Source organism: Dellaglioa carnosa, from assembly GCF_026948345.1.
In the GTDB taxonomy this organism is placed as follows: domain Bacteria; phylum Bacillota; class Bacilli; order Lactobacillales; family Lactobacillaceae; genus Dellaglioa; species Dellaglioa algida.
In genome coordinates, this window is record NZ_JANXLI010000002.1 from 344547 (window position 1) to 368413 (window position 23867).

Genomic DNA, 23867 nt, shown 5'->3' on the forward strand with positions numbered 1-23867 from the left:
GCTTATTTTTTTATTTATTAGTCTTTAAAGTTATCGTTTTCAACATCTGCTAGGAAAGTACTTAAATGATCAAAGTAAACAGGAGCGTTATCAATCATATGATGATGACCACCTTCAGGAGTCGTTACAAGACGAGCGTGTGGAATTGTTTCCGACATTCTTTTGGCTGTTGCTAGAGGCATTGTTTCGTGTTCGCCAAATGTAATTAAGGTTGGAACAGTAATATTTTTGATACGGTCGCGAGTTGACCAATCTTTTAATTTACCGGTAACGACGAATTCGTTATTACCTTGGAAGTAGTTGTAGACAGGTTCGGCCATTGTGCTAACCAAATGAGCAATTTGAGCTGGTTTTTTACGATCAACATAACCGTCATTTAAAATGTTAACGTAGCCTTGGTAACGTGCGTTATCAAGGTCGCCTGTTTTTTCGCATTCTTGCATGTAAGCAAGCGCATCAGCATCTAATTCTTTAGCACGAATAGCGTTAACGTTAGCTAAGTATTCATTAATATCGTCAGTCATACTTGAGATAATAGCACCTTTTAAATGGTCACCATATTTCAATGCGTATTCTTGAACAAGAGCGCCACCCCATGATTGACCAATTAAGTAGAAGTTATCTAAGCCTAATTTAACGCGGACTTCTTCAACTTCATCAATAAAGTAATCAATATTAAGGAATTTGTCGACATTCTCTTGTTTAGTAAAATCTGGTTGGTCAGAGTACCATGAACCAAGTTGGTCATACATTGAAACTTGAACGCCAAGAGGAGCTAATTTTTCAGCAAAATTTTCGTAATATTCATGTGTACCACCGGGGCCACCATGGAGACAAAGTAATTGAATATCGCCTTGTCCTTCTGTGTGTGTCCAGAGATGATACCCATTATCTAACGTAATAATTTTCGTTCCATATGCCATATTAATCCACCTAATTTCTTAAGAATAGATTAAGCATAGCACTTTTGAGGTTATTTACCAGAATGAAAACAATTAAAAAGGCACAATTTGCAATTTATAGTCATTTAGTTTAAAGTTATGTTAACTTAAAAAAATAAAAGGTTAACGGTGGATAATGAAAACAAAAGATCAGATTCTTAAAATTTTGTCTGAACGACAAGACAGTATTGTTTCAGGAGAAGTTCTGGCTGAAACGATTGGTGTTTCAAGAACGGCCATTTGGAAGGCAATTAAAGGGCTACAGGAAAATGGCTTTGAAATTGAGACGGTTGCTCAGAAAGGATACATATTGAACGATGGTAACCGATTGAATCCACAACTTATTTATTCATATTTAGATAACCAAGGGATTCAGGTGGAAACATTCGATGAATTAAAATCAACTAATCAATTGGCTAAAGAACGTGCTAGCCAACAAGGTAATAATGAACCGCTGCTAATTGTGGCTAACGGTCAAACGGGTGGATATGGACGATTTGGTCGAGATTTTGAATCACCGGAAGATACCGGTATTTATATGAGTTATCTATTACGAATTGATCAGCCGATTAAAGATGTTGGACAGCTAACAACAGCTACGGCCATGGCCGTGAGTTATGCATTGGAAAATAAATTAAATATTCAACCGCAAATAAAGTGGGTTAACGATATTTATTATCAAAATAAAAAAGTTTGCGGTATTTTAACTGAGGCAGTTACGGATATTGAGACACAACAGGTGACAAGTCTTGTTATTGGTATTGGGCTAGATTTTAAAACGGATATCACAAAATTATCGACTGATTTACGAGATAAAGTAGGATCGTTAGTAGCTGAATCAGGGGACGTTACAAGAAACGAATTAATTGCTGAAATAACGAATCAATTTATGATCATTTATCAAGATTATCAATCAGGCGGGTTTATGGACGATTATCGTAAACGGTCAATTGTAATTGGTAAGACGGCAACTTTAAAAAGTGGTCATCAAGAAATAACGGGTGTTGTTGAAACGATTAGTGACAGCGGACAATTGGTTTTTCGAAATGATGACGGACAAGTTACAAAGTACATGGCAGGAGAAATTACAAAAGTGAACGTGGAGGGTATAGCACATGGGCAAGAATAATCAGTTGAAACAATTAATTATTGCGGCGGAATTGGCGGCTGTTATGGGTGTTCTATCGCAACTTATTATTCCACTAGGACCGATTCCGTTGACCTTACAAACGATTTTTATTGGGTTGTTGGCAAGTTTGAGACCGGTCGTAGAAGGAATCAAAACAGTTGGTATTTATCTTTTACTGGGGTTAATTGGCATACCCGTATTTGCTGGTTTCCACTCAGGACTACTGTCATTAATCGGCCCGACCGGCGGCTATTTATTTGGTTTCTTGATTTATATTATCGTGACTGGTTTATTTTTAAAATGGTGTGGAAATGGTCGTTGGCAACTGTACGTCGCAAACTTATTGGGTGCTAGCGTTCAATTATTACTCGGTGCCGCATGGTTAATGATTTACCAACAAACAACCATTCAACAAGCATTCTTGATTGGCGTTTTACCGTTTATACTTGTTGGTATACTTAAAGTTGTTTTTGTTTGCGAGTTAGATCACTACTTAATACGGAGGTATGAAATAAAAACCTTGTAGAATGTTAATTTTAGCTAGATAAATCAACTAACACCGATTCTATAAGTGATGGACTTTAATAACTTAAGAAAATAAAAAGAGAGAAACACGTTAATAATTACGTGTTTCTCTCTTTTGATACAATCAGAAGCAGTTTTAGTTTGCCTTTTTTTCTTGATAACTACGAACTAGTAATATAGCAGTTAAGGCCGTAACGACTAAACAAATAATGAATGAAATTAAAAAGGTGACGTGCATTCCGTAAAGAAAAACGTCTGGACGATTTTTAATATATGTCGTTGTTGTTTGACCGTATTTATGACTCATTGCGGTAAACAAAGAGGTTGTCGCAACGGAAACCCCGATGACCATCCCTAAGCTACGAGATAGAGAATTCATACTACCAGCGACGCCAAGTTGTTTCTGGTCAACGGCACCCATGATAGTCATGTTATTTGGTGATTGGAACAAGGGATTTCCCAGTCCAGCAATGGCTACGAAAATAGCAAAGACATAAAGTGGCGTATCCGCATTAATCATGAAGAAACCAAATTGTGAAATTGAGAGAATAACAAGCCCAATTAAAGTAACTAACTGTGGATTGAAACGATCACTTAATGAACCAGCGACCGGGGACATCACGACCATAACTAATGGCCAAAGCATCAAGATGTAACCAGCAATATTAGGCGTTAAACCCAACGTATTTTGAAGATAGAAGGGCGAGATAACATTGAAGAAGAAATTAGAAATAAAGATCAATAATGCGCCAATTAGGCCAATTGAAAATTTAATGTTTTTAAAAATTGTAAATTGAATTAAAGGCATCTCAATTTTATTTTCAATCGTAATAAAAACGATTAGGGAAATTAGAGCGGTTACGAATAAGCCAATGATGGCAGGTTGATTAAAGCCAATTTCTTGGCCAATGAAGATACCAATAAAAAAAGTCGCAATCGTTAACGCGTAAAAAGTAAACCCTAAGTAATCGATTTTTGTTCGCGTTTTAGTGATATCTTTTGGCAAAATGGCTTTACCGACAAGAATGGCAATTACGCCAACCGGGATGTTAATCCAGAAAATATAACTCCACGATAGATGAGCAAGCAAAAGTCCACCTAATCCAGGACCGGCGATACTACCTAATGAAACGAAAGAGCCAATGTAACCTAATGCTTTACCGCGTTCATTGTGAGGGAAAACTTCAGTGATAATCCCTGCGTTTGCGCTTAATGTCATACTGGCACCCGTTGCTTGAACGACACGGGCAAAGAGTAAAAAAGGTAGCCCAGTATTGAATCCAGCTAGTATCGAGCCACAAACAAATAGAATGGTACCAATTCGGAAGACACCAATTTTACCGTAGGTATCGCCTAATTTACCAAATAGGGGCAACAAACAACAGATGACAACAAGGTAAATTGAAACGACCCATTCGGATTGGTTCATTGGTACATTTAATTCACGACTCATACTAGGCAGCGCAATATTAACGATTGAACCATCAAGTGTGGACATGAAGGTAAATAGCCCAATTGACGTTAGAATCCACCATTTTCTTTTTTGAATCTCTGGATCTGTAACAAATGCGTTTTGAGTAGCCATGTGTGATCTCCATTATCTTGGTGATATTACATCATCATTTTTTAGGTTAGACGTTTAGAATAATGTTGTTACAGGTTGGTAAGGAACTTTAAGACGAGAATTGGCTAAGTTAATCGTATAGATATCTGAATCATTGTTACGTAAAGTCATACCAAAGTCAGTTGCATAAATAATAAGTCCAAGTTGATGCCCTTTTTCAACTTGGTAGGCTGTTGGTTGTAAGTCAAACTCTACCGTATTAAAAGTACCTGGAAGCACGGAATCATTTTGATAACGATTAGTTCTATTTTGGAGATTAATATGGCCTTTTGAAATCATTTTCCAGGGCGTAGACCTTGCACTCTTAGTAAACTCAACTAAATCATCCTCACGCCAATGAAATCCGGTATCTAGGGCTTTACGACCTAAAACGGTTGGTACTTCATTGAGTCGGTTTGCTTCGCCATAGTCAATTAACATACAGCTAATCAAGCCCTTTGTCTGCCCGGCGGAGACGGACAATTTAACGTGGGCTGAACCAGAAATGAAAAGACGTTCGGTAAATGAATCTGTCACTAGTTGAACACGATTTTCAGCCATATTTGTTTCTTTAGTTAAAATTAAGTCGTGTTCCCAAAGATTATTGTTTGTCACGTAGGCGTTAAAGATGTCATCCGGTAGGTCATCTTTAAAGGTAACTGATTGATGTTCATCCGAAGTGACCGATTGAGTCAGCTTATCTTGTTGGAAGTGATAAGACTGTACAGGTGAATCTGGATCCGCCCAATCATCAAATGTATGCCAAGTTTCGGCATCTAAGTTATCTTGCATTGTGACGTTGGGAATAAGTGTCTCTGCACCATTTTCAACGTCATAAAGTTGATTAGACAACCAAAGGTTCATCATATCTGTAAAATCTAATGAACGGAAATTATTAATATAAATATGTTTTCCTTGATGTAAAAATAATTTTTTTACGACTGGAGAGGGACGTAATGCCTGCCAAAGTTGTTCCACTTGGCGTGGTTTGACGTTCCAATCATTTAAACCATGAACCATAATAATATTGGCTTTAATATTTTGAACTTGATTTAAGTAGTTACGCTCATCCCAGAATTGATTATAGTTACCTGATTCACGATCTTGTCCCGTTGCCAGCTTGTCCATAACTTCGCCAAAATAATTTTGAATAGTTGTATAGTCTGCGGCATCTTTTTTACGGCTCCAACAAAGTTCAGCCAGAACATCTGCGTCTTCTCCTTGGCAGGCGGCAGGCGCGACAACTAGTCCATTTTCACGATAATAGTCGTACCAACTTGAGATTGCTGCCTCAGAAATAATGGTTTTTAAACCGGAGATACCAGTGGTTGCTGCAGCAGTAGCGAGCGTTCCGAGGTAAGACTTACCAGTCATTGCAACGTTTCCGTTACTCCAAGTTGCTTTGATTGCGCGATTATCCAATTTATTTGTGAAAGCTTGGCGTTGGCCCGTTAACCATTCGATGATTGCCACGGTTGAAACTGTCTCCTCAACGCTGCCACAAGTTCGAACGCCATCTGATTCGCGAGTGCCGATTCCGGCTGCGTAGACAACTGCGAATCCTCTGGCAAGCATGTAATCGTTTAACGTATACGAAAATTCACGACTAAAAGTTTGTTCAGTTTCAGTTGTTTCTGAAAGAACTGGTCGCGGATTGGGCAATTCAGGTTCTTGATAGGTATAAGTAATATCTGCTTCAGATAAGTCTGTGACAGGTTTTTCTGCGAGTGGAATATCAACGTTATGCATGACTTCTGCTTCATCATTCGTACCTTGGTTATAAGGGCTTGCCGTGTATAAGACAGGCACTTTAAAACCTGAAGTAACAGTTGGTCTTAGAATTTCTGTTTTTAATAAATCACGTTGACCATCGTGATCGGTATCTAGTGGTGCCTCAACATAAACGACTTCACGAATTAGCTTTGTGGTATCGAAAACAGGTTGTGCCTTGCCATTGAAAAAGAGTGGTTTGGCGTCTTCATAGAAAGAAACGAAGTACCCTTTATTGGCTAATAGATCAGTGAAAACCTGACCGTTTTTTGTATGTGTTGTTAATAATAGATACCAAGCTGACCAAAAATCATCAACTGAGTTAATGATTTCGATAGAAGGTAATTGAATCTTAGTCATTGCCGTGAATGGGTCGTCAATTTTGAAATCAATGCCGACTTCAAATTCTAATAACTGCAATGCAATATTATAGAAGATAGTGGGCGTTAATTCATTTTTCATTGTAAAAAAATCATCAACTGAGGTCGATTCGGTTGCGAGTAATGAGTGATATTTTTGGTGTTTTGATCCGTCAGTTTGGTAATCAAGGAAAATCTTATCGAGTGATTGCTCAAGTAAAAATGTCAGATTAGTTTCAGTATCTATGTAAAATTTCATGGCTTTGAGTTCTTTAATTTGTGTCTCAAAGGTAGGTGTATAGTTAGCAAATTGATTATTTTTCATTAGTCAGAAACTCCCTTTCAAAATTGATTGAACTATTAATTTAAGTATAACTTAAATTTAAATAAGGTTGAAATGATACGTTTCTATTGACAAAAAATAAGTAACTGAGTAAAGTCAAAGATATTAAGGTAATTAAAAAAGGAGAGTGTCTAATAGTGAGAAGGAAAGTCGCATTAATTTTGAGTATCATGGTTCTAGGGGTGTTGGCTGCTTGTGGGAAAACAACAACAAAAGTTGATAGTAGTTTAAACGTGGCTGTAACTGATCAGTTAGGCACTTTAGATTCAACTAAATACAGCGATACGTTTAGTGTTGAAGCGATTCAAAACGTTTATGAAGGTTTGTATACTTATAATCAAAAAAATAAACCAGTTTTGGCAGCGGCTAAAAGTGTTTCGACAAATGACGCAAAAACAGTGTATACGTATAAATTACGAGATGAAAAATGGTCAAACGGAACGGCCGTGACGGCTAATGATTTTGTCTACGCATGGCAAAAATTAGCCAATCCTAAAACAGCATCACCTAATTCACAACGAATCGATATCCTAAAAAATGGTTATGACATTCGTAACGGCAAAATGGCTGTTAATGAATTAGGTGTTAAAGCAATTGATAAAACAACATTAGAAGTTACATTGGCACAGCCAATTAGTTACCTGCCAGAAGTTTTAACGGGGGCGCCATTTGTTCCTCAAAATGAAGCCTACGTTAAAAAACAGGGTGACAAATATGGAACAGATTCAAAACACATGATTGTGAACGGTCCTTATAAATTAACGGACTGGACGGGAACTAATAATAAATGGTCATACGTTAAGAATACGGATTACTGGAATGCTAAGTCAGTTAAGTTAACTCAAGTTGATGTACAAGTTGTAAAAGACGGCGCAACAGCTGGTAAACTATATCAGACGGGTAAAATTGATTTTTCAATGTTAGCTAACGATTACGTTAAACAATATAAAAATGAAAAAGGCTTTGCAACTCGTAAAACACCATTAATCGGTTATTTAGGCTTTAATACAAAGCGCGAAGCAACTGGTAATAAACACATTCGTAAGGCCCTTGCAATCGGGTTTAACAAGAGCTCCTTAGCAAGTAAAATTCTCAATGATGGTTCATCAGAATTGAATGGGATTGTGCCAGCTAACTTTGTCTCGAACCCGGTCAATGGAAAAGATTACCGTCAAGAAGCTGGTGACTTGCTCGCTTTCAATAAAAAAGAAGCTAAAGCCGAATGGGAAAAGGGACTTAAAGAAATTGGTAAAAAAGGCTTAACTATTGAAATTTTAGGTTCTGACACGCCAGAGGCCAAACAAGTGATTGAATACTTACAGGCACAATTAGAAAGTAACCTTCCAGGATTAACAATTAACGCCCGTAACATACCAATCAAATCACGTTTAGCAGCAACGACTGCTTACCAGTTTGATGTTGTTTATGGGACGTGGACGCCAGATTACGCTGATCCAATCAACTTTATCAGTGATGGTGGTGCTTATCACTTGAGTACAGATTACAAAAATGCACAATATTTAAAAGATCTCGATCAAGCTAAAAATGACTTTGCAACGAATCCAACAAAACGTTGGGCTAGTTTGATTGATGCCGAAAAACAAATTGTTGGCGAAGATGCTTATATGGTACCTGTTTTCCAAGGAGCAATGGCTTACTTGTTAAACCCAGATATCGCTGGAATCCATATTAACCCATACGGCACAACATTGTTCTATCGTGATATGACGATTAAGTAGGACTAATTAAATTGAGAACTTAAGCTATTGAATTTTTAGTTCAATAGCTTAAGTTCTTTTTTTTGTAGAATAGCTAACGATATTATTTGGCTTTAGTATTGTCATGTCACGGTCTCTAGTACTTATTATCGCAGTGAGAATAATTAAAGTTCTCTTTGGTTATATTGGTTAAGTTGGTTGAGATAAATTTGTGAATAATAAGTTAATATGAGAAACTTATGAAGGTAAAAAAATACTTGGAGGGTATGGATAATAATGAAAAAAATAAAGTTAGGTATTTGGGGATTAGCATTGCTATTAGTTTTAGTGGGGTGTTCAAATGGAAGTTCAGAAGATACGAGTACTAGTAGTTCAGTTGCCAATTCAAAATCAACAAAAAAATCTGATTCAATAAGTAAAGAGGAATCAAGTAAGCTTGAAAGTAGTCGAGCGGAATCAATTAAAAAAATGAAAATTAAGTCAGAGTCAATAAAAAATGAAAAAAGAAATTCTAGGAGAAATACTAGTGAGGGGACACTTACGGTTCAACAAATGAAAGATACCCCTGAACAATCAGCCATAGCAATTGCTTACTATGGTGCGGATCACGTTTGGAGTAACTTATCTGGCGAGATAACGGACGGATTCAATGTTTCAATTGAATCGCCTGATTCCAGTATCGTTAAATACTATATCCAAAAAGGTGATAGTCCTTATTATAGATTGTTAGGTGATGAACATAACACTGTTGATTATTACAGTAATTCAGATAATGAGCTTCAAAAAGTAGGGATGTCCGAAATAGTCACGTACGTTAATCGAAAATTATCTGATGATGCTAGAAATAAAATAGTAAATAATGTGACTATTGGTGAAGGAACTGATACGCAAAAACCTAAAACAAGTTCTTCCACGAATGGAAAAGATTTATCGATTGAAGAAGCAGTAGATTTACTTAACAATAAGTTTAAATCTAAAATTTCTGGATTCGATATTCGAAGTTATTATGCGGGGACAATATCAGTTGTGGATGGCAGTAATCTCAAAATTCGGGATGGACACGATTCGGGAACATATGAAGCCTACGGTAATGGTGGTTGGCAGATAAGCATTGTTAATGGATCGGGTGGTGCGGTTCACAATTATTATATGGTTCCTGATCACGATAATCTAACAGTATCCGTTAAAGCTAAATATTCAAGGGCTTATGAAAAAGATACTATAGAAACTTCTACGATAACGCGTTAATAAATAATAGGTTGCAACGTGTATGAATATGAAGTAAAAGAGTAGACCAACATTTACGAAGCGTTAATTTTGTAAATGTTGGTCTACTCTTTTTACTAAAGGACTAATAATGATGATCCATTTAGGTTGCCCGGTTAGCTTAATGACTCGTATATATTAAATAATAAGGATAATCATTATGAAGTTGTTTAAAAGTACGGTTAAAGTAGCAGTCCGTCGGGCGAAATATCTGAACTATTCTAGTAATAAAAATCGTTCTAACCTAAATAGTTATTTGAACAAATACGTGAAATTGGGTTCATAAACTAAGTAGAAGTTCATTCTTTAAGCCCCGCAACTTATGTTTTAAATGGAATCAATGTGAATAAGGCTAACTCTATGTCAAACTTTATCTGTAATAAAATGTTAAACTGATAAAGTTAATATTTACTAAATAAATGAGGTGTAAACCAATGAAACAGCTATTTCATAAAAATATTATCTTAATTTTAACGATTGTGATTGGTGGCTTACTTGTTCTAGGTGTTAAGTTTGATCAGGCATTATACTCGGATACTATCGTTAAAATAACGCAGGTTACGGACGATAAAACTGAGAAGGTCACCGATGAATTTGAAAATAAAGATACGCAAACCAAACAAAAAATATCGGGAATTGTGATGAACGGCAAGTATCAGGGCCAAAAAATTGTCTTACCAAATACATATTCTTCATCTCGAGCAAATGATCAAAAATATCAAAAGAATGATCAAGTATTTGTCACGGTTAATCCACATAAAAGCGGATTGACGGGTACCATAGATGGGTTTAAGCGAGATGTCGTCGTGGCCGTCTTAATTTGGGTTGCCGTCAGTATGTTGGTAGGATTTATGCAGATTAGTGGGATGATCGCTGTTTTAAGTATTGCTTTGAATATGATCATCTTTTTTGTGGCCATTAAATTTGAAATTTTTGTTAATATTACGAATTTCTTTTGGATTTTTGCCGGAATCGCACTTATTTTTGCGGTACTCACATTAAGTTTGGTGATTGGATTAAACCGGCAGATGTTGGTTACGCTGCTAGCGACGTTAACGGGGACTAGTTTGTCAGTTATTATCAGTGTAATTGTTTTAAGGCTAACGAATGATCAAGGGATGCACTACGAGGCTTTATCGTACGCTACCCAAGCGCCGAAGGAACTCTTCTTAGCGGCAACATTACTTGGGTCTCTGGGAGCTGTTATGGACGAATCAACGGATATTGTGGCGACACTCTTTCAATTGAAGGAGGAACAGCCAATGATTTCACCGAAGGAATTATTTAAATCTGGTCGTGAAGTAGGACAATCAATTATGGGTCCATTAATCAACGTTTTATTCTTAATTTTTATCGCTGATATTTTCCCACTGGCAGTTCTCTACTTTAGAACGACAAATACAATTGGATATACTTTTTCATGGACTATGGCCTTAGGCGTCGTCCAGACACTCATCAGTGGAATCGGTATTGTGATTGCCATTCCAGTGGCAAGTTTCTTTGCTAGTCGCTTGATAAAAGGAGGTGAAGCCTCATGATCACGATTGGATGGTTAAGTGCTATATTATTTGGGTTAATGGTTTCTATTGGTGGAATGAATGGTGTGCGTTCATTCTTAAGTTTATTCCTTAATTTTTTAATGTTATTTTTCACGATTATCTTAATTACGGGTGGATTTCCACCGGTTGCGGTGACCTTGATCAATGGCATAATTATTTTGGCGATTACAATTTTTCTGGGAGATGATAATACGCAAGTGACGGAGACTGCTTTTTATGCGTCATTAATTGTGCTTATTATCCTAGTATTATTAATCATTCCGGTTGAACACCTAGCGGCAGTTCAGGGATTTGGGGCAGAAGATAGTGAAGAAATTGAAGCCTTCTCCCTATTAATAGGAGCTAATTTTATGCAAATTGCGATTTCTACGGCAATTTTTAGTACGTTAGGAGCAATTGCTGAAGGTGCGATTGCCATCTCTGCAGGACTTAATGAAATCGTCGAACAAACGCCAACAGTTGACTTGAAAAAATTATATGCCGCCGGGATTAGTATTGGTAAACATATTATTGGAACGACCTTTAATACGTTATTTTTTGGGTTCTTTGGTGGATTTTTAGCCTTATTTATTTTATTAGTTCAAACGCATGCGACATTTGCTGATATTATTAATGATAAAATTTTTGTTGCAGAATTAATAATGATTTTATTTTCTATCATAGGTGTTATTCTGGCGGTTCCAATCACAGCATGGGTTTTAATTCAAAAATTAAAAAAAGAAAATAATTGAAATGGCTTTAAGGTTATGTGTATAATTAAAGAATACTAATAAAGGGGGAGTCAAAATTGAATTATAAAAATTATATTGCTGAATTTATCGGCACATTTTTCTTGGTATTAATTGGTACAGGGGCAGTTACAATAGGTAACGGTAGTCCAGTTGCCATCGCACTTGCATTTGGATTAGCTATTGTTTTGATGGCTTATGCTATCGGACCTGTTTCAGGTGGACATATGAATCCTGCCGTTTCATTGGCAATGTACATCAATAAACGGATGTCATTAACGGATATGTTCGGTTACTGGTTTAGTCAAGTTTTAGGTGCAATCGTTGCATCTAGCGTGGTTAAAATGATTATTGCATCAATGACAGATACATCAAAGGTTCCTGATGGTTTTGGTTCAAATAGTTATGCAACTATTTCTGGCGGCATGGCATTTTTCGTTGAAGCCTTATTCTCATTCTTATTCATCTTAGTTATCTTGATGGTTACGAGTGAAAAATTTGGTAACAGTAACATTGCTGGGTTTGTCATTGGATTAACATTGACAGTACTTATCTTTGTCGGTTTACCACTTACAGGGGTTTCAGTTAACCCTGCTCGTAGTATCGGACCTGCGCTTTACGCAGCAGGTGATGCACTTTCACAACTTTGGGTATTTATTCTTGCACCATTAGTTGGTGGCGCACTTGCCGCATTTGCAGCAAAATACGTTTTTAACAGTGAAGAAGCTTAATTTTAACTAAGTGAATTATAGGCAGTGAATTCCATTAAGGGATTTGCTGCTTTTTATTTTTAATGTATGTTATGGTTAAGACAGATAATGATAAGTGAGAGGAGAAATAATGGCATTTTTAGGAACAATTTGTTTGGTATTAGTAGCGACATCAGTTGCGGGACATTTGAGTACGCGGATTGGTGTGCCTAGTGTAATTGGACAATTATTGGTCGGAGTTTTACTTGGGCCAGCAATGTTAAACTGGGTTCATTCAGATCATTTATTTGCGATGTTTGCGGAAATTGGTGTGATTATCTTGATGTTCATGGCAGGATTAGAGAGTGATTTAGATTTATTAAAGAAATATTTAAAACCGGCTTTATCAGTCGCAACTTTAGGTGTTGTTTTCCCTATTATTGCTGTTTACTATTTCGGTCGGATTTATCATTTTGGATTTGAATCTGCTTTATTTTTAGGCGTTATATTTGCAGCAACTTCAGTTAGTATTTCAGTTGAAGTCTTAAAGGAACTAAAACGGTTAGATTCAAAAGAAGGTGCAACGATTTTAGGTGCCGCGGTTGTTGATGATATTTTGGCGGTCGTTATCTTGAGTGTGCTGGTTAGTGTCTTTGGTAATATTACAAGTACCGGAGAAAGCGCCCAGACTAATATCTGGGTTGGTTTCTTGTTAGAATTTATTTACTTCATCGGTATATTAATCTTATTCAAATGGGTAGCACCTTTCTTAATGAGAATCAGTGAACGATTATTGGTTGGATCATCAGTGACCATTATGTCATTGGTTATCTGTTTAGGAATGGCTTACTTAGCAGATTTAGTTGGGTTAAGTGCAGTTGTTGGTGCTTTCTTCGCCGGAATTGCAGTTGCACAAACACCATATAAAAAAGAAATTGACGCTAATATTGAACCAATTGGCTATGCCGTATTTATTCCTATGTTTTTCACAAGTATTGGTTTAAATATGTCATTTGACGGATTTATGAAAAATATTTGGTTCATCGTTATCTTAACCATTTTAGCAGTTCTTACAAAATTACTCGGTGGTGGATTAGGTGCGAGATTACTCGGATTTGATTTTAATAGTGCCTATGTCATTGGTGCGGGAATGATTTCTCGTGGTGAAATGGCGTTAATTATTGTTCAAATTGGGTATACCGCTCATCTGTTATCGACAGAATATTATTCTGCGGTGATTATGGTAATTATTATCTCGACAATTTTGGCACCATTCATGTTGAAACATGCTATTGGACGACAACAAATAGGTGACTAGTAAACTAGACTATTACTGAACTGGCTTCGTGCCGATTCAGTAATAGTTTTTTATTTTTAAAATAACCAATAAATATCGCTATTCTGGTCTATTCATTTTATAATAGAATGAATACTTGAAAGGGGAGGATCAAATGGTGAAACAATTATTAATTGCGCAGGATTTATCCAGCGTTGGTGGTGTCTCATTAGGCATTGCCGTACCTATATTGGCCAGTTATCAGCAACGGACGACCATCTTGCCGACAATGTTGTTAAGTAGTCATACGGGCGGTTTTGGCGTACCAGTGAAATCAGATACCTCTCCTTTAATCCAATCCTTTAAGGAGCAGTGGGCAACAATTCCTATCCAGTTTACTGGCGCCTATCTTGGTTATTTAGGTACTACGGAAAGTATTAAGGCTATGGGGAGTTTATTGGCCGAACTATCTGATGGTGAAAAGATGACGACTATTGATCCGGTTATGGCCGACCATGGCCATTTGTATTCGGGGATGACCGTCGACTATGTAAATGAATTACGAATGTTATGTTTGGCACAAGCCGATTTAATTTTACCTAATCTAACGGAGGCCTATTTGCTTGCCGAACTAGATTATCAAGAAAACCCTAGTAAACTAGAGGTAGATCAGTTATTGAAACAATTATTAACAAAATTAAACTTAAAAGCTGTTGTTATTACGGGTGTTACCAATCAACAAAATAAAATTGGTGTTGCATTTAGGACGGTGGACAATGAATTTGGTTGGGTATTGAAAGAAAAACGTACGCAACATTATTTTGGTACGGGAGATTTACTGGCAAGTTGTGTGGTTGGTGAATTAATGACAGGTAAGGCGTTAGAAGAGGCTTTAAGATTTTCAGTTGAGGTTACATGGAAGGCAATGAGTGTTTCCGATGAGGAAGCACTTGATGAAAGATTGGGCGTTAATTTTATGAGTATTTTACCTGATATCAATCAAAGGATGGGGAAATAAAATGAGAAATGAGCGATTAAGAAAAATTATTTTGGCAGGTTTATTTGCGGCAATTATCTATATTGGGATTTCAGTATTTAGAATTCCGATCCCTGCTATGGTTGGAAAACCATTTATTCATTTTGGAAATTCATTGGTAGCGTTAGCTGTCATCTTTTTAGGATTTAGTTACGGGACCATCGCGGGCGCAATTGGTCTGGGGTTATTTGATATCTTAAATGGATACGCGGATACGGCGTACTTTACTATTTTGGAAGTCATTGCTATTGCCCTATTGATGACAGGTGCGATGAAGTTATTAAAAAATTATCATGGTCAATATTGGATTGTAATCATTGCTGCGACTGCTGGAATTGGTAAAATTGGGACCTCATATTTGGTTTCAATTGGCGAGGCAATGATTAAGGGAGTGAGCTTTAACGTTGCAATTGTTCAAGCATTTTTGAGTTTGCCAGCAACGATGATTAATTCAATTTCGACAATTGTTATTGTTAGTTTGTTATATGTGCCCATTAAAAAGTTAATGACGCGATTTAACCGCTAAAAAAGACCAAATAAAAAAGGGTTGATGTGCGTGAGCTCACATTTACCCTCTATACAAGTTGTCCAGATTGAACATATTTCATTTCTGATGATAAGTTGGAAACGGCTGTTTCGATTGTTACCCCAGAACCTGAAATGGCTGGATTATTTTTTGAACTAGCGATAAAGATTTGTTTCTCAGTGTCTAAAGAAACTGTGTACCAGTTCTTACTAAATGTTCCAAATTTCATAAGTTTGTATCCTCCATGTTTCTATATACTCCTACCTTGAAAGCGCATTCTTTTTTCTCTGGTAGAAGGTTAGTATAGTACGTACAGAAAATGAATGCAAGACATTTGTTTTAGATTAATTAAAAATAATAAAGGAATGATTTAATGCAAAAAAGAATTTTCGTTATTACGGGAGCTCCGGGTACTGGTAAAACAACAATTAGAGACTATCTAACCGAACACTTTAATGCTAAAAAAGTCATTACACATACAACGAGACAACCGAGAGATAATGAAAAAAATGGTCGTGATTACTATTTTGAATCAAATGAAACGTTCTTTAATTTTCACTATTTAGAACATGTCGAGTATGATCGCCATTACTATGGATCTTCAAGAGAAGCCATAGATGTTGCTTGGGCAGACTCTGAAAATGCGACGATTGTATTAGATACAGCAGGTGCAATTACCTACTCAATGGAACTACCAAAGGAGACGGTTGTTTTATATTTATGTGTTTCTGATACACAAATATTAAAAGACCGATTAACCAAGCGCGGTGATACCGTTAAAAATCGTAGCCTTAGACTAGACTCAGGAGAAGCTAAACGAGATATGGAATTACCAGTAGAACTTGAAGGAATTGCGCATATCATTATTAATGACAACTTGGATGATGCGAAGAAACAGATTAATTCACTGATTGCATCGCTGGATAAAGGCTGATTGCTTTTTTCATCTGATATGGTATTCTTTTTAAAGAGTAATCATTATTATTTAGAAATGAGGATTATAATTTTGACAGAATTAATTGATGATGCATTGCATATTTTAAAAGAAAATAAATATAAAATAACGAAACAAAGAAAAAGTTTATTAACGTATCTAAGCCAATATGAGGAATCTTACGTTGATGTCACTGTTGTAGACGATTATATGAGAAATCAATACCCGGGGATGAGCCACAATACTATCTATCGCAACATTAAAGAATTTAAAGAGATGGGATTAGTGGAGCAACGAATGAATGGTGAACGTGCCTGTGTAAAATATCAATGTGATTTTAGCCATAAACATCATCATCATTTTATTTGTACATCTTGTAGTAAGGTTGTTGAACTGGATAGTTGTCCACTAGGGTACTTTGAAAATCAGTTGCCTGGTTATAAAATCGAAGAACATAAATTTGAATTACATGGGATTTGTGATGAGTGCCAAGAAAAATTAGTGAAAAATTAAGAATATCTTCAAATAAAATTCAACAGCATATGGTTTAATGGAAGAAGTATAAAATTGGAGTGAGAGTTAATGGCTTATAGAACGCCACCATTTATTACGCCTTTTGCAATTGTTTCTATAGTACTTGCATTGGGTGCGACGAACGTCGTTGTGAATAAAACGACGAATACAAATGAAGGGGCAACAGTCTCTTCAACAGTTTCATCATCTTCGTCCATGCCGAAGGTAGACGACAATCCGAGCTCTAAAAAAGTAGAAACCTCTTCTGAAACGAGTTCTGACGTTTCGTCAGCTTCATCAGAAAGTTCAGAGTCAGAATCAAGCAGTTCAGAGGACAGTAGCGTTAAGAAAACTTCATCTTCAGCGGCAGGCACAAGTACGGATGAAAAAGTTACTGACAGTAGCGCTCCGGAAAATACGGACGATAAAACAAATGCAGATAAAGTAAGTTCTTCAAGTAACACGGCAAAAGATAAAAAAACGGTGACACCTGCAAAAGAAAGTTCGGCAACTACAACGGATAATAATTAAAGATTGGAGGTTAATAGATGTTTAGCTTATTAGATTTAGCAAATCATTACTTAGGTTTCTTTAACGTTAATTTAAAGTTAAAAAATAGAATTTATACCGTTTTGGGCTTTATCGGAAATTGGTATCTATTGTATATTGCGTCACGATACTTCATTAACGGTTATTATGTTCGCGGCAGTTTGTTTATTTTAATATTTTTTGTATTGTTGTATTTTGTTGGTCTAAATGTGCTTTATTTTTTCACCAATAAAACAACTAAATTTGATCCATCCCCTAAAATTGAAAAATTATTGGGTGGACCACCTAAACAATTAATCGAAGAAAATAAACGCCACCGGACGCAACCAGGCTACGTCCAAACAAATGGGTTATTTGATTCAAAAATCATGATGCCGGCCACATTGAAGTCAAATAAAAATGAACGATTAGCGGTTCAAGAAATAGCTAATAAAATGAAGCAAATTAATTATTCGGATTTTGATTATGATGGGTTATCAGATGATGCCATTATGAAAGAAATTAAAAGTACAGGTAAACCAGTATCGGAGTTAGCACAGCCCGTAGCTTTTCCATTTTTTGAGTTAAAGATAGAGAATGGAAAAATGAATATTTATGCCGGGATGAATCAGATTGACCAGCAGTTGATTGGTCATTTGACGCATGTCGGGTTATCCGATATTGAAACGGCTAAGGATCAGTATGATATTTACCTAGCAACAGCCACGATTTTTGGCGGAAATCGGAAGATTGCAGGACGGTCATCAGTTATTGAAGAATTACACAAATTTCACGTTAAAGTTCAAATTGCATATAAAGAAAAAGAAAATTAGTAGAAAAGCGACGGCAAAAATACTTTGCTGTCGCTTTTTTTTGTGATTATGTGGTACATTTAAAAAATGCTGCGATTAAAAGTTCATTTGGTAGTATAATTAAAGTATCACAAAAAAAGAATAAGAGAGTTAAGAGAAGGGGATTAAGCATATGGCAATGATCGAATTTAAGAATGTGGAGAAATACTACGATAAATTTCACGCATTGAAGAACATTAACTTAAAAGTTGAAGCTGGCGAAGTAGTCGTTATCATTGGACCATCTGGATCGGGGAAAAGTACATTAATTAGAACGATTAATGGCTTGGAACAAGTTAACGAAGGTCAGCTATTGGTTACTAACTTTGATTTAGCGGACAAAAAAACAAATATCGATAAGATCAGAAAAAATGTTGGGATGGTTTTCCAACATTTTAACTTGTACGAAAATAAAACCGTTCTTGAGAATATTATGCTTGCACCACGTTTAGTTTTAAAACGAGATGAAGCTGAAAATAAAAAAATTGCATTGGATTTACTGGAAACAGTTGGCCTTGCTGACAAAGCACAATCATATCCTAGAATGTTATCTGGTGGACAATCACAACGAATTGCCATCGCACGTAGTTTAGCTATGAAACCTAAGGCATTATTATTTGATGAACCAACGTCTGCATTGGATCCAGAAACGATTGATGATGTTTTAAAAGTTATGAAGGATATCGCGAAAAATGAAGGAATCACGATGATTGTTGTTACTCATGAAATGGGATTTGCTCGTGAAGTTGCCGATCGTGTTATTTTTATGGCAGATGGTCAAATTCTTGAAGATGATACAACTGCAGAATTTTTCGATAATCCAAAAGAAGAACGTGCTAAAAAATTCTTGAGTAAAATTATCAAACATTAGAGGAACTCAAGACTGTGAGAGTGGGGATTAAATAATGAAGCAATTTAAAAAAATCAGTTTATTGTTTATGAGTTTGGTGATGGTGTTAGTTATTGCGGGCTGTGGCTCAAAAAGCAAATCTGATATCTTAACGACAGCTAAAGAAACAAAAACAATAAACTGGGGTGTTAAAGCAGATACCAAATTATTTGGTTTAATGAATATTAAAACGGGTAAAACTCAAGGATTTGATATTGATGTTGCCGACGCTGTTACGAAGAAAATCTTAGGTAAAGATGCAACGGCTAATTTTGTTCAAGTAACAAGTAAGACAAGAATACCACTTCTGAAAAATGGCAATATTGATGCAATTATCGCAACAATGTCAATTTCTAAAGATCGTGAGAAACAAGTTGATTTCTCGAACCCCTATTTTGCCGCCGGACAATCGATTTTAGTTAAGAAAGAAAGTTCGATTAAATCCGTGAAAGACGTAAATAAGGATGGCATGATTGTGTTAGGTGTTAAAGGATCGACTTCAGTGATTAACATGAAGAAGTATGCGCCAAAAGCAGAAGTACTGGAACTTGATGATTACGCACAAGCATTAACAGCGCTGAAATCTGGACAAGGTGACGCGCTAACTACGGATAATGGTATTTTATATGGGATGGTTAAAGAAAATCCTGATTTTGCCGTTGTGGGTGGTACATTTACACATGAACCCTATGGAATCGCAATTGATAAGGGCCAAGACAAATTTAAAAACCAAATTAATAAAGCACTTGCTGAAATGCGTGCCGATGGTACCTATGAAAAGTTATTAAATAAATGGTTTGGTGATATTCCAGGCTTTAGTGTGAAGGAGGCGAGTCAACAATGATCACGATTTTCACTGAACATTGGCAAGCATTACTAACAGGACTCGGATATACGTTGTTTTCAAGTATTCTCGCTTTATTTTTTAGTTTAATTATCGGCTCTTTTTTCGCAATTTTAGAAGAAATGCCCTATCGAATTTTAAAAATCATTGCGCGTATTTATATCGAAATATTTAGAAATATCCCATTATTGGTTGTGGCAATGTTTTTCTATGTTGTTGTGCCAATGTACGTCACGAATATTAATGGGTTTACGGCTGGGACAATCGGATTAACAATTTACACGTCTGCTTTTATCGCGGAAACAGTCCGCGCTGGAATCCAAGCAGTTGATCCGGGACAAATGGAAGGTGCCCGCTCAAATGGATTGACATTTATGCAGGCAATGTTCCATATTATTTTGCCTCAGGCATTTAAATATGTTATTCCACCTTTGGGAAATCAGTTTATTAACTTAGTTAAAAACTCGTCAGTTTTAGCTTTCGTTGCTGGATTTGATTTGATGTACCAGGGTGATATTATTGCGTCGACGACGTTTGATACGATTAATACATACATCATCATTGGGGTATTGTATTTGATTATTACGATGCCATTGAGTTATTACATGAGACATTTAGAAAAAAAATTAAGTTAAAGGGGGTCTAGAAAATTATGTCAGATTTTATTGCAGCGTATAGTTGGGAAAACATCCGTTATCTTTTACAAGGTTTATTGGTCACAATCGAAGTTTCGGTTATTTCAATTGTTTTTAGTTTTATTATTGGCGCTATTCTAGGCCTAACACGTTATATTAAAGTAAAACGTTTATCGGCAATTGTTGGATTTATAATTGATTTAATTCGTAATTTGCCTTTACTGTTAATTTTATTTTTCGTTTACTTCGGCCTAGCTAATGTTGGTATTCGACTATCAATATTCTGGTCGGCAACACTGGCAATGACAGTGTTTGAATCAGCGATGTTAGCGGAAATTATTCGAAGTGGTATTCAAGCGGTTGAACCTGGTCAAATGGAGGGAGCTCGTGCAAATGGGCTAACTTACTGGCAAGGATTACGGGTGATTGTTTTACCTCAGGCCTTGAAGAAAATGATTCCACCTTTAGTTAGTCAATTTATTTCATTAATTAAAGATACATCATTAGCAACAATCATTGTTTTACCGGAGTTGTTGTATCATGCGCAGTTAGTATATGGTCAAAATACTAACTTTGTGATTCCGATGTTCGTTGCCTTAGCGGTGATGTATTTTGTTGTTTGTTATGCACTTTCATTGGTTTCGAGATATCTAGAAAGACGATTGGCTTAAAAATAGTGATAAGTTAAGAAGAAATACACTTAAAGTAGTTAATTTTAAGTGTATTTTTATTTATATAAAAATATGAAAGCGTTTCACTTGACTGTTTATAATCGTTTTATTATGATTAAGATAGATAATAATTAATGATATATATGTTTTGTTGTGACTAAAAGAATATAAAGGAAGGCTTAGGTGTAATTATGAAATTATACATAAAAAAATTAATCATGAATAATTATTACGAATTTAAGGGATTTTCAAGTCGCTCTGAAAATAGTCATTATTTAAAATTAAGCCTTTCAATAGTTGAAAAGGTAAAAGCGGCAAGAGACCCAACATAATAGTTTAGTGAAAGATACTATGTGCTAAGAACTGTTTAACTAATCGACCCTTTCAAAAGAAATGAGGAGAATAGGATGACAATTCATACGAGGAAATATAAAAAAACTATAATTTTAGGCTTGATAAGTGGTGGTATTCTGATGAGCCCAATGGTAAGTCCTGTTAGGGCGAACAGGCTCGATCAACTTGTTGAAAGAGCGGACATTAATAAGGGACTGATTCGCCATAGTTTAATTAGTCCCATAGTGCTAGAAACGAAGTCGGTAAGAAGTGGTGCAGACGTTACGCCGGGAAATTTTTTGAGTTATTTTAATCTGCAAGGGAGTGCGAGTTATAATCAACAAACGGGAGTTGTAACGTTAACGCCGGATGTAAAACATAAAGTTGGAAATATAACGTTGAAAACAAAAATTAACGTTGAACAAAGTTTTTCGTTATCTGGATCGATTAATATTGGAAATAAGTCCCAGAAACAAAGTGGTGCGGATGGAATTGGCGTTGGATTTCTTGATGGGGACCCAGGGTTGGTTGGTGATGATGGTGGAGCGATTGGGCTTGGTGGATTACCTAGATCCTTTGGATGGAAGGCAGATACTTTCTTTAATGTAAAAGCAGAACGTTTTTTAGCAGACCCGAGGCAGTTCCAAGGATCGCCTAATGTTAATGTGAGTGGACAAGGAAATGCTTTTGGGGCTTTCATGAGAGCAGATAGTAACGGTATTGTTGAAACTTATGATGGTGTGGGCAATGAAGCCGCTCAAAAAATAGCAGAACCTTCGAATAATACTTTTAAAGATTTCTTAATGGAATATGATGGGCAGACACATATTATGACTGTTAAGTATGACGGGAAAATATGGGAAAGAAATATTTTTGATTGGGAAACTAATAAAAATTATGCATTCTTTTTATCGGCGTCAACTGGTGCTCAAACGAACTTACAACAATTTAAGCTAAAAGAGTTTAAATATGATGCTACGGGAGTTGCAAAAGTTAGGTATGTTGATGATTCAGATGGTGGGACCGATATTATTAACGCAGAGGATTTCGAGGGGCAAGTAGGGACGACAGAAAATATTAAAAATAAACTTGATGAGGCCAATGCAAAAATATTGGGTCTGAATAAAGGATATTCATTAATAGGTGTGACAAAGAGTGCTGGTACCAATTATACGGACGATGGTAATTTGACGTATACCTTAGATCAAGGTGAAATTGTTGTTCACTATGAACGCCAACAGGCGAGTCCCGTTACGGCTAAATATGTTGATACAAAAGGGAATCCGATAAGTGAGGAAATTATTTTACAAGGGAAATATGGCGAAGCATATATGACTGAGCAAAAAAATATTACCGGATGGGTATTTAAAGAAGTTCAAGGTGTAGCAAATGGAACCTATAATGGTGTAGTTCAAGAGGTTTCTTATATATATCAAAGAGAAGAGGCAGCCCCCGTTACGGTCAATTATGTTGATACTAATGGTGCTAAGATTGCGGATTCGGATGTATTAAACGGTAGAGTTGATGATGAGTATACAACGAATTCCAAAGTTGTGGAAGGTTGGGCACTGAAAATAACTCCAGAAAATGCAAATGGTAAATTTGAAAAAACATCTCAGTCTGTTGACTATGTGTACGAAAGAGCGGAAGCAGCACCAATTACGGTCAACTACGTTGATGAAAAAGGCAATAAGATTAGTGATCCAGATACGTTACCTACAGGCAAAGTTGGGGATAAGTATGAAACGAGCGGTAAAGACATTTCTGGATGGGTCTTAAAAGAAACGCCAGAAAATGCGAATGGCACATATGGGACAGAAGCACAAACAGTGACGTATGTGTACGAGAGAGCAGAAGCAGCGCCAATTACAGTCAACTACGTTGATGAAAAAGGGAATAAAATTAGTGATCCAGATACGTTACCCACAGGCAAAGTTGGGGATAAATATGAAACGAGCGGTAAAGACATTTCTGGATGGGCCTTAAAAGAGACACCAGAAAACGCGACAGGCACATATGGGACAAAAGCACAAACAGTGACATATGTGTATGAAAGAGCAGAAGCAGCACCAATTACGGTCAACTACGTTGATGAAAAAGGGAATAAAATTAGTGATCCAGATACGTTACCCACAGGCAAAGTTGGGGATAAGTATGAAACAAGTGGTAAAGACATAACTGGGTGGGTCTTAAAAGAGACA

The 23867-nt window shown here is 36.3% G+C and carries 24 protein-coding genes; 19 read left to right on the forward strand and 5 right to left on the reverse strand.

Translation table 11 applies throughout. The features are described from left to right. Positions 1 to 17: 17 nt before the first annotated feature. On the reverse strand, positions 18 to 923 hold the full coding sequence (locus N0K80_RS04550) for a proline-specific peptidase family protein (protein ID WP_269023918.1): 906 nt from the start codon (positions 921 to 923) through the stop codon (positions 18 to 20). Positions 924 to 1077: 154 nt separating this feature from the next. Here N0K80_RS04550 and N0K80_RS04555 point away from each other — a divergent pair, with 154 nt between their 5' ends. Next, on the forward strand, positions 1078 to 2070 hold the full coding sequence (locus N0K80_RS04555; protein ID WP_269023919.1) for a biotin--[acetyl-CoA-carboxylase] ligase: 993 nt from the start codon (positions 1078 to 1080) through the stop codon (positions 2068 to 2070). Continuing rightward, positions 2057 to 2596: a biotin transporter BioY gene (locus N0K80_RS04560; protein WP_269023920.1), complete on the forward strand. Its 540-nt coding sequence runs from the start codon at positions 2057 to 2059 to the stop codon at positions 2594 to 2596. Before N0K80_RS04555 ends, N0K80_RS04560 begins: the two co-directional genes overlap by 14 nt. A gap of 135 nt (positions 2597 to 2731) precedes the next feature. Here N0K80_RS04560 and N0K80_RS04565 read toward each other — a convergent pair whose 3' ends face one another. Next, a complete protein-coding gene (locus N0K80_RS04565; RefSeq protein ID WP_146342706.1) occupies positions 2732 to 4180 on the reverse strand; it encodes an MFS transporter in 1449 nt (482 codons plus the stop codon). A 54-nt stretch (positions 4181 to 4234) separates the two neighbouring features. After that, a complete protein-coding gene (locus N0K80_RS04570; RefSeq protein WP_269023921.1) occupies positions 4235 to 6652 on the reverse strand; it encodes a Xaa-Pro dipeptidyl-peptidase in 2418 nt (805 codons plus the stop codon). A 155-nt stretch (positions 6653 to 6807) separates the two neighbouring features. On the opposite strand from N0K80_RS04570, the gene N0K80_RS04575 reads away from it, so the two are divergent. From N0K80_RS04575 to N0K80_RS04610, 8 genes are all read left to right on the forward strand, one after another. Further along, a complete protein-coding gene (locus tag N0K80_RS04575) occupies positions 6808 to 8409 on the forward strand; it encodes a peptide ABC transporter substrate-binding protein (RefSeq protein WP_269023922.1) in 1602 nt (533 codons plus the stop codon). A 255-nt stretch (positions 8410 to 8664) separates the two neighbouring features. Beyond that, entirely contained in the window at positions 8665 to 9636 is a 972-nt protein-coding gene (locus N0K80_RS04580; RefSeq protein ID WP_269023923.1) for a hypothetical protein, read from the forward strand. Between the two features lie 452 nt (positions 9637 to 10088). After that, the gene (locus tag N0K80_RS04585; protein ID WP_269023924.1) at positions 10089 to 11192 is read left to right on the forward strand and encodes a YibE/F family protein; all 1104 of its coding nucleotides are present in this window, start codon (positions 10089 to 10091) and stop codon (positions 11190 to 11192) included. After that, the gene (locus tag N0K80_RS04590; protein WP_269023925.1) at positions 11189 to 11944 is read left to right on the forward strand and encodes a YibE/F family protein; all 756 of its coding nucleotides are present in this window, start codon (positions 11189 to 11191) and stop codon (positions 11942 to 11944) included. The genes N0K80_RS04585 and N0K80_RS04590 overlap by 4 nt, the downstream gene beginning before the upstream one ends. A 56-nt stretch (positions 11945 to 12000) precedes the next feature. Next, positions 12001 to 12672, forward strand: coding sequence for an MIP/aquaporin family protein (locus N0K80_RS04595; RefSeq protein WP_146342711.1), 672 nt, complete (start codon positions 12001 to 12003; stop codon positions 12670 to 12672). A 109-nt stretch (positions 12673 to 12781) separates the two neighbouring features. Next, positions 12782 to 13948, forward strand: a complete 1167-nt coding sequence (locus N0K80_RS04600; protein ID WP_269023926.1) for a cation:proton antiporter — start codon at positions 12782 to 12784, stop codon at positions 13946 to 13948. Positions 13949 to 14081: 133 nt separating this feature from the next. Next, entirely contained in the window at positions 14082 to 14924 is an 843-nt protein-coding gene (locus N0K80_RS04605) for a pyridoxamine kinase (RefSeq protein WP_269023927.1), read from the forward strand. A gap of 1 nt (position 14925) precedes the next feature. Then, positions 14926 to 15468 carry an ECF transporter S component gene (locus N0K80_RS04610; RefSeq protein ID WP_269023928.1) on the forward strand — a complete coding sequence of 181 codons (543 nt, stop codon included), beginning with the start codon at positions 14926 to 14928 and terminating at the stop codon, positions 15466 to 15468. Positions 15469 to 15517: 49 nt separating this feature from the next. Here N0K80_RS04610 and N0K80_RS04615 read toward each other — a convergent pair whose 3' ends face one another. Then, complete coding sequence (locus N0K80_RS04615; RefSeq protein ID WP_057973958.1) at positions 15518 to 15697, reverse strand: hypothetical protein; 180 nt, start codon at positions 15695 to 15697, stop codon at positions 15518 to 15520. A 144-nt stretch (positions 15698 to 15841) separates the two neighbouring features. Here N0K80_RS04615 and N0K80_RS04620 point away from each other — a divergent pair, with 144 nt between their 5' ends. Together N0K80_RS04620 and N0K80_RS04625 are read left to right on the forward strand one after the other, a co-directional pair. Beyond that, positions 15842 to 16402, forward strand: coding sequence for a guanylate kinase (locus N0K80_RS04620; RefSeq protein ID WP_269023929.1), 561 nt, complete (start codon positions 15842 to 15844; stop codon positions 16400 to 16402). A 72-nt stretch (positions 16403 to 16474) separates the two neighbouring features. After that, positions 16475 to 16915 carry a Fur family transcriptional regulator gene (locus N0K80_RS04625; protein ID WP_404825492.1) on the forward strand — a complete coding sequence of 147 codons (441 nt, stop codon included), beginning with the start codon at positions 16475 to 16477 and terminating at the stop codon, positions 16913 to 16915. A gap of 74 nt (positions 16916 to 16989) precedes the next feature. Here the strand turns inward: N0K80_RS04625 and N0K80_RS04630 are convergent, their stop codons facing one another. Next, positions 16990 to 17133, reverse strand: coding sequence for a hypothetical protein (locus N0K80_RS04630; protein ID WP_269026200.1), 144 nt, complete (start codon positions 17131 to 17133; stop codon positions 16990 to 16992). On the opposite strand from N0K80_RS04630, the gene N0K80_RS04635 reads away from it, so the two are divergent. The 7 genes from N0K80_RS04635 to N0K80_RS04665 form a co-directional block, all read left to right on the forward strand. Next, the gene (locus tag N0K80_RS04635; protein WP_269026201.1) at positions 17132 to 17446 is read left to right on the forward strand and encodes a hypothetical protein; all 315 of its coding nucleotides are present in this window, start codon (positions 17132 to 17134) and stop codon (positions 17444 to 17446) included. The two genes, N0K80_RS04630 and N0K80_RS04635, sit on opposite strands and share 2 nt — an antisense overlap. A gap of 17 nt (positions 17447 to 17463) precedes the next feature. Next, positions 17464 to 18276, forward strand: a complete 813-nt coding sequence (locus N0K80_RS04640) for a DUF6681 family protein (RefSeq protein ID WP_269023931.1) — start codon at positions 17464 to 17466, stop codon at positions 18274 to 18276. Between the two features lie 151 nt (positions 18277 to 18427). After that, entirely contained in the window at positions 18428 to 19165 is a 738-nt protein-coding gene (locus tag N0K80_RS04645) for an amino acid ABC transporter ATP-binding protein (protein ID WP_146342718.1), read from the forward strand. Between the two features lie 34 nt (positions 19166 to 19199). Continuing rightward, positions 19200 to 20027: a transporter substrate-binding domain-containing protein gene (locus N0K80_RS04650; RefSeq protein ID WP_146342719.1), complete on the forward strand. Its 828-nt coding sequence runs from the start codon at positions 19200 to 19202 to the stop codon at positions 20025 to 20027. After that, positions 20024 to 20662 (forward strand): amino acid ABC transporter permease, encoded by a 639-nt coding sequence (locus tag N0K80_RS04655; protein ID WP_146342720.1) that lies wholly within the window; start codon positions 20024 to 20026, stop codon positions 20660 to 20662. The genes N0K80_RS04650 and N0K80_RS04655 overlap by 4 nt, the downstream gene beginning before the upstream one ends. A gap of 17 nt (positions 20663 to 20679) precedes the next feature. Beyond that, positions 20680 to 21333: an amino acid ABC transporter permease gene (locus N0K80_RS04660; protein ID WP_146342721.1), complete on the forward strand. Its 654-nt coding sequence runs from the start codon at positions 20680 to 20682 to the stop codon at positions 21331 to 21333. Between the two features lie 473 nt (positions 21334 to 21806). After that, a partial coding sequence (locus tag N0K80_RS04665) for a MucBP domain-containing protein (protein WP_269023932.1) occupies positions 21807 to 23867 on the forward strand: 2061 nt, incomplete at its 3' end.

Coding starts and splice junctions, on each gene's coding strand:
- N0K80_RS04550 (WP_269023918.1), bottom strand. CDS start 923: ATGGCATATGGAACGAAAATTATTACGTTAGATAATGGGTATCATCTC.
- N0K80_RS04555 (WP_269023919.1), top strand. CDS start 1,078: ATGAAAACAAAAGATCAGATTCTTAAAATTTTGTCTGAACGACAAGAC.
- N0K80_RS04560 (WP_269023920.1), top strand. CDS start 2,057: ATGGGCAAGAATAATCAGTTGAAACAATTAATTATTGCGGCGGAATTG.
- N0K80_RS04565 (WP_146342706.1), bottom strand. CDS start 4,180: ATGGCTACTCAAAACGCATTTGTTACAGATCCAGAGATTCAAAAAAGA.
- N0K80_RS04570 (WP_269023921.1), bottom strand. CDS start 6,652: ATGAAAAATAATCAATTTGCTAACTATACACCTACCTTTGAGACACAA.
- N0K80_RS04580 (WP_269023923.1), top strand. CDS start 8,665: ATGAAAAAAATAAAGTTAGGTATTTGGGGATTAGCATTGCTATTAGTT.
- N0K80_RS04585 (WP_269023924.1), top strand. CDS start 10,089: ATGAAACAGCTATTTCATAAAAATATTATCTTAATTTTAACGATTGTG.
- N0K80_RS04590 (WP_269023925.1), top strand. CDS start 11,189: ATGATCACGATTGGATGGTTAAGTGCTATATTATTTGGGTTAATGGTT.
- N0K80_RS04600 (WP_269023926.1), top strand. CDS start 12,782: ATGGCATTTTTAGGAACAATTTGTTTGGTATTAGTAGCGACATCAGTT.
- N0K80_RS04605 (WP_269023927.1), top strand. CDS start 14,082: ATGGTGAAACAATTATTAATTGCGCAGGATTTATCCAGCGTTGGTGGT.
- N0K80_RS04610 (WP_269023928.1), top strand. CDS start 14,926: ATGAGAAATGAGCGATTAAGAAAAATTATTTTGGCAGGTTTATTTGCG.
- N0K80_RS04615 (WP_057973958.1), bottom strand. CDS start 15,697: ATGAAATTTGGAACATTTAGTAAGAACTGGTACACAGTTTCTTTAGAC.
- N0K80_RS04620 (WP_269023929.1), top strand. CDS start 15,842: ATGCAAAAAAGAATTTTCGTTATTACGGGAGCTCCGGGTACTGGTAAA.
- N0K80_RS04635 (WP_269026201.1), top strand. CDS start 17,132: ATGCCGAAGGTAGACGACAATCCGAGCTCTAAAAAAGTAGAAACCTCT.
- N0K80_RS04630 (WP_269026200.1), bottom strand. CDS start 17,133: ATGGACGAAGATGATGAAACTGTTGAAGAGACTGTTGCCCCTTCATTT.
- N0K80_RS04640 (WP_269023931.1), top strand. CDS start 17,464: ATGTTTAGCTTATTAGATTTAGCAAATCATTACTTAGGTTTCTTTAAC.
- N0K80_RS04645 (WP_146342718.1), top strand. CDS start 18,428: ATGGCAATGATCGAATTTAAGAATGTGGAGAAATACTACGATAAATTT.
- N0K80_RS04650 (WP_146342719.1), top strand. CDS start 19,200: ATGAAGCAATTTAAAAAAATCAGTTTATTGTTTATGAGTTTGGTGATG.
- N0K80_RS04655 (WP_146342720.1), top strand. CDS start 20,024: ATGATCACGATTTTCACTGAACATTGGCAAGCATTACTAACAGGACTC.
- N0K80_RS04660 (WP_146342721.1), top strand. CDS start 20,680: ATGTCAGATTTTATTGCAGCGTATAGTTGGGAAAACATCCGTTATCTT.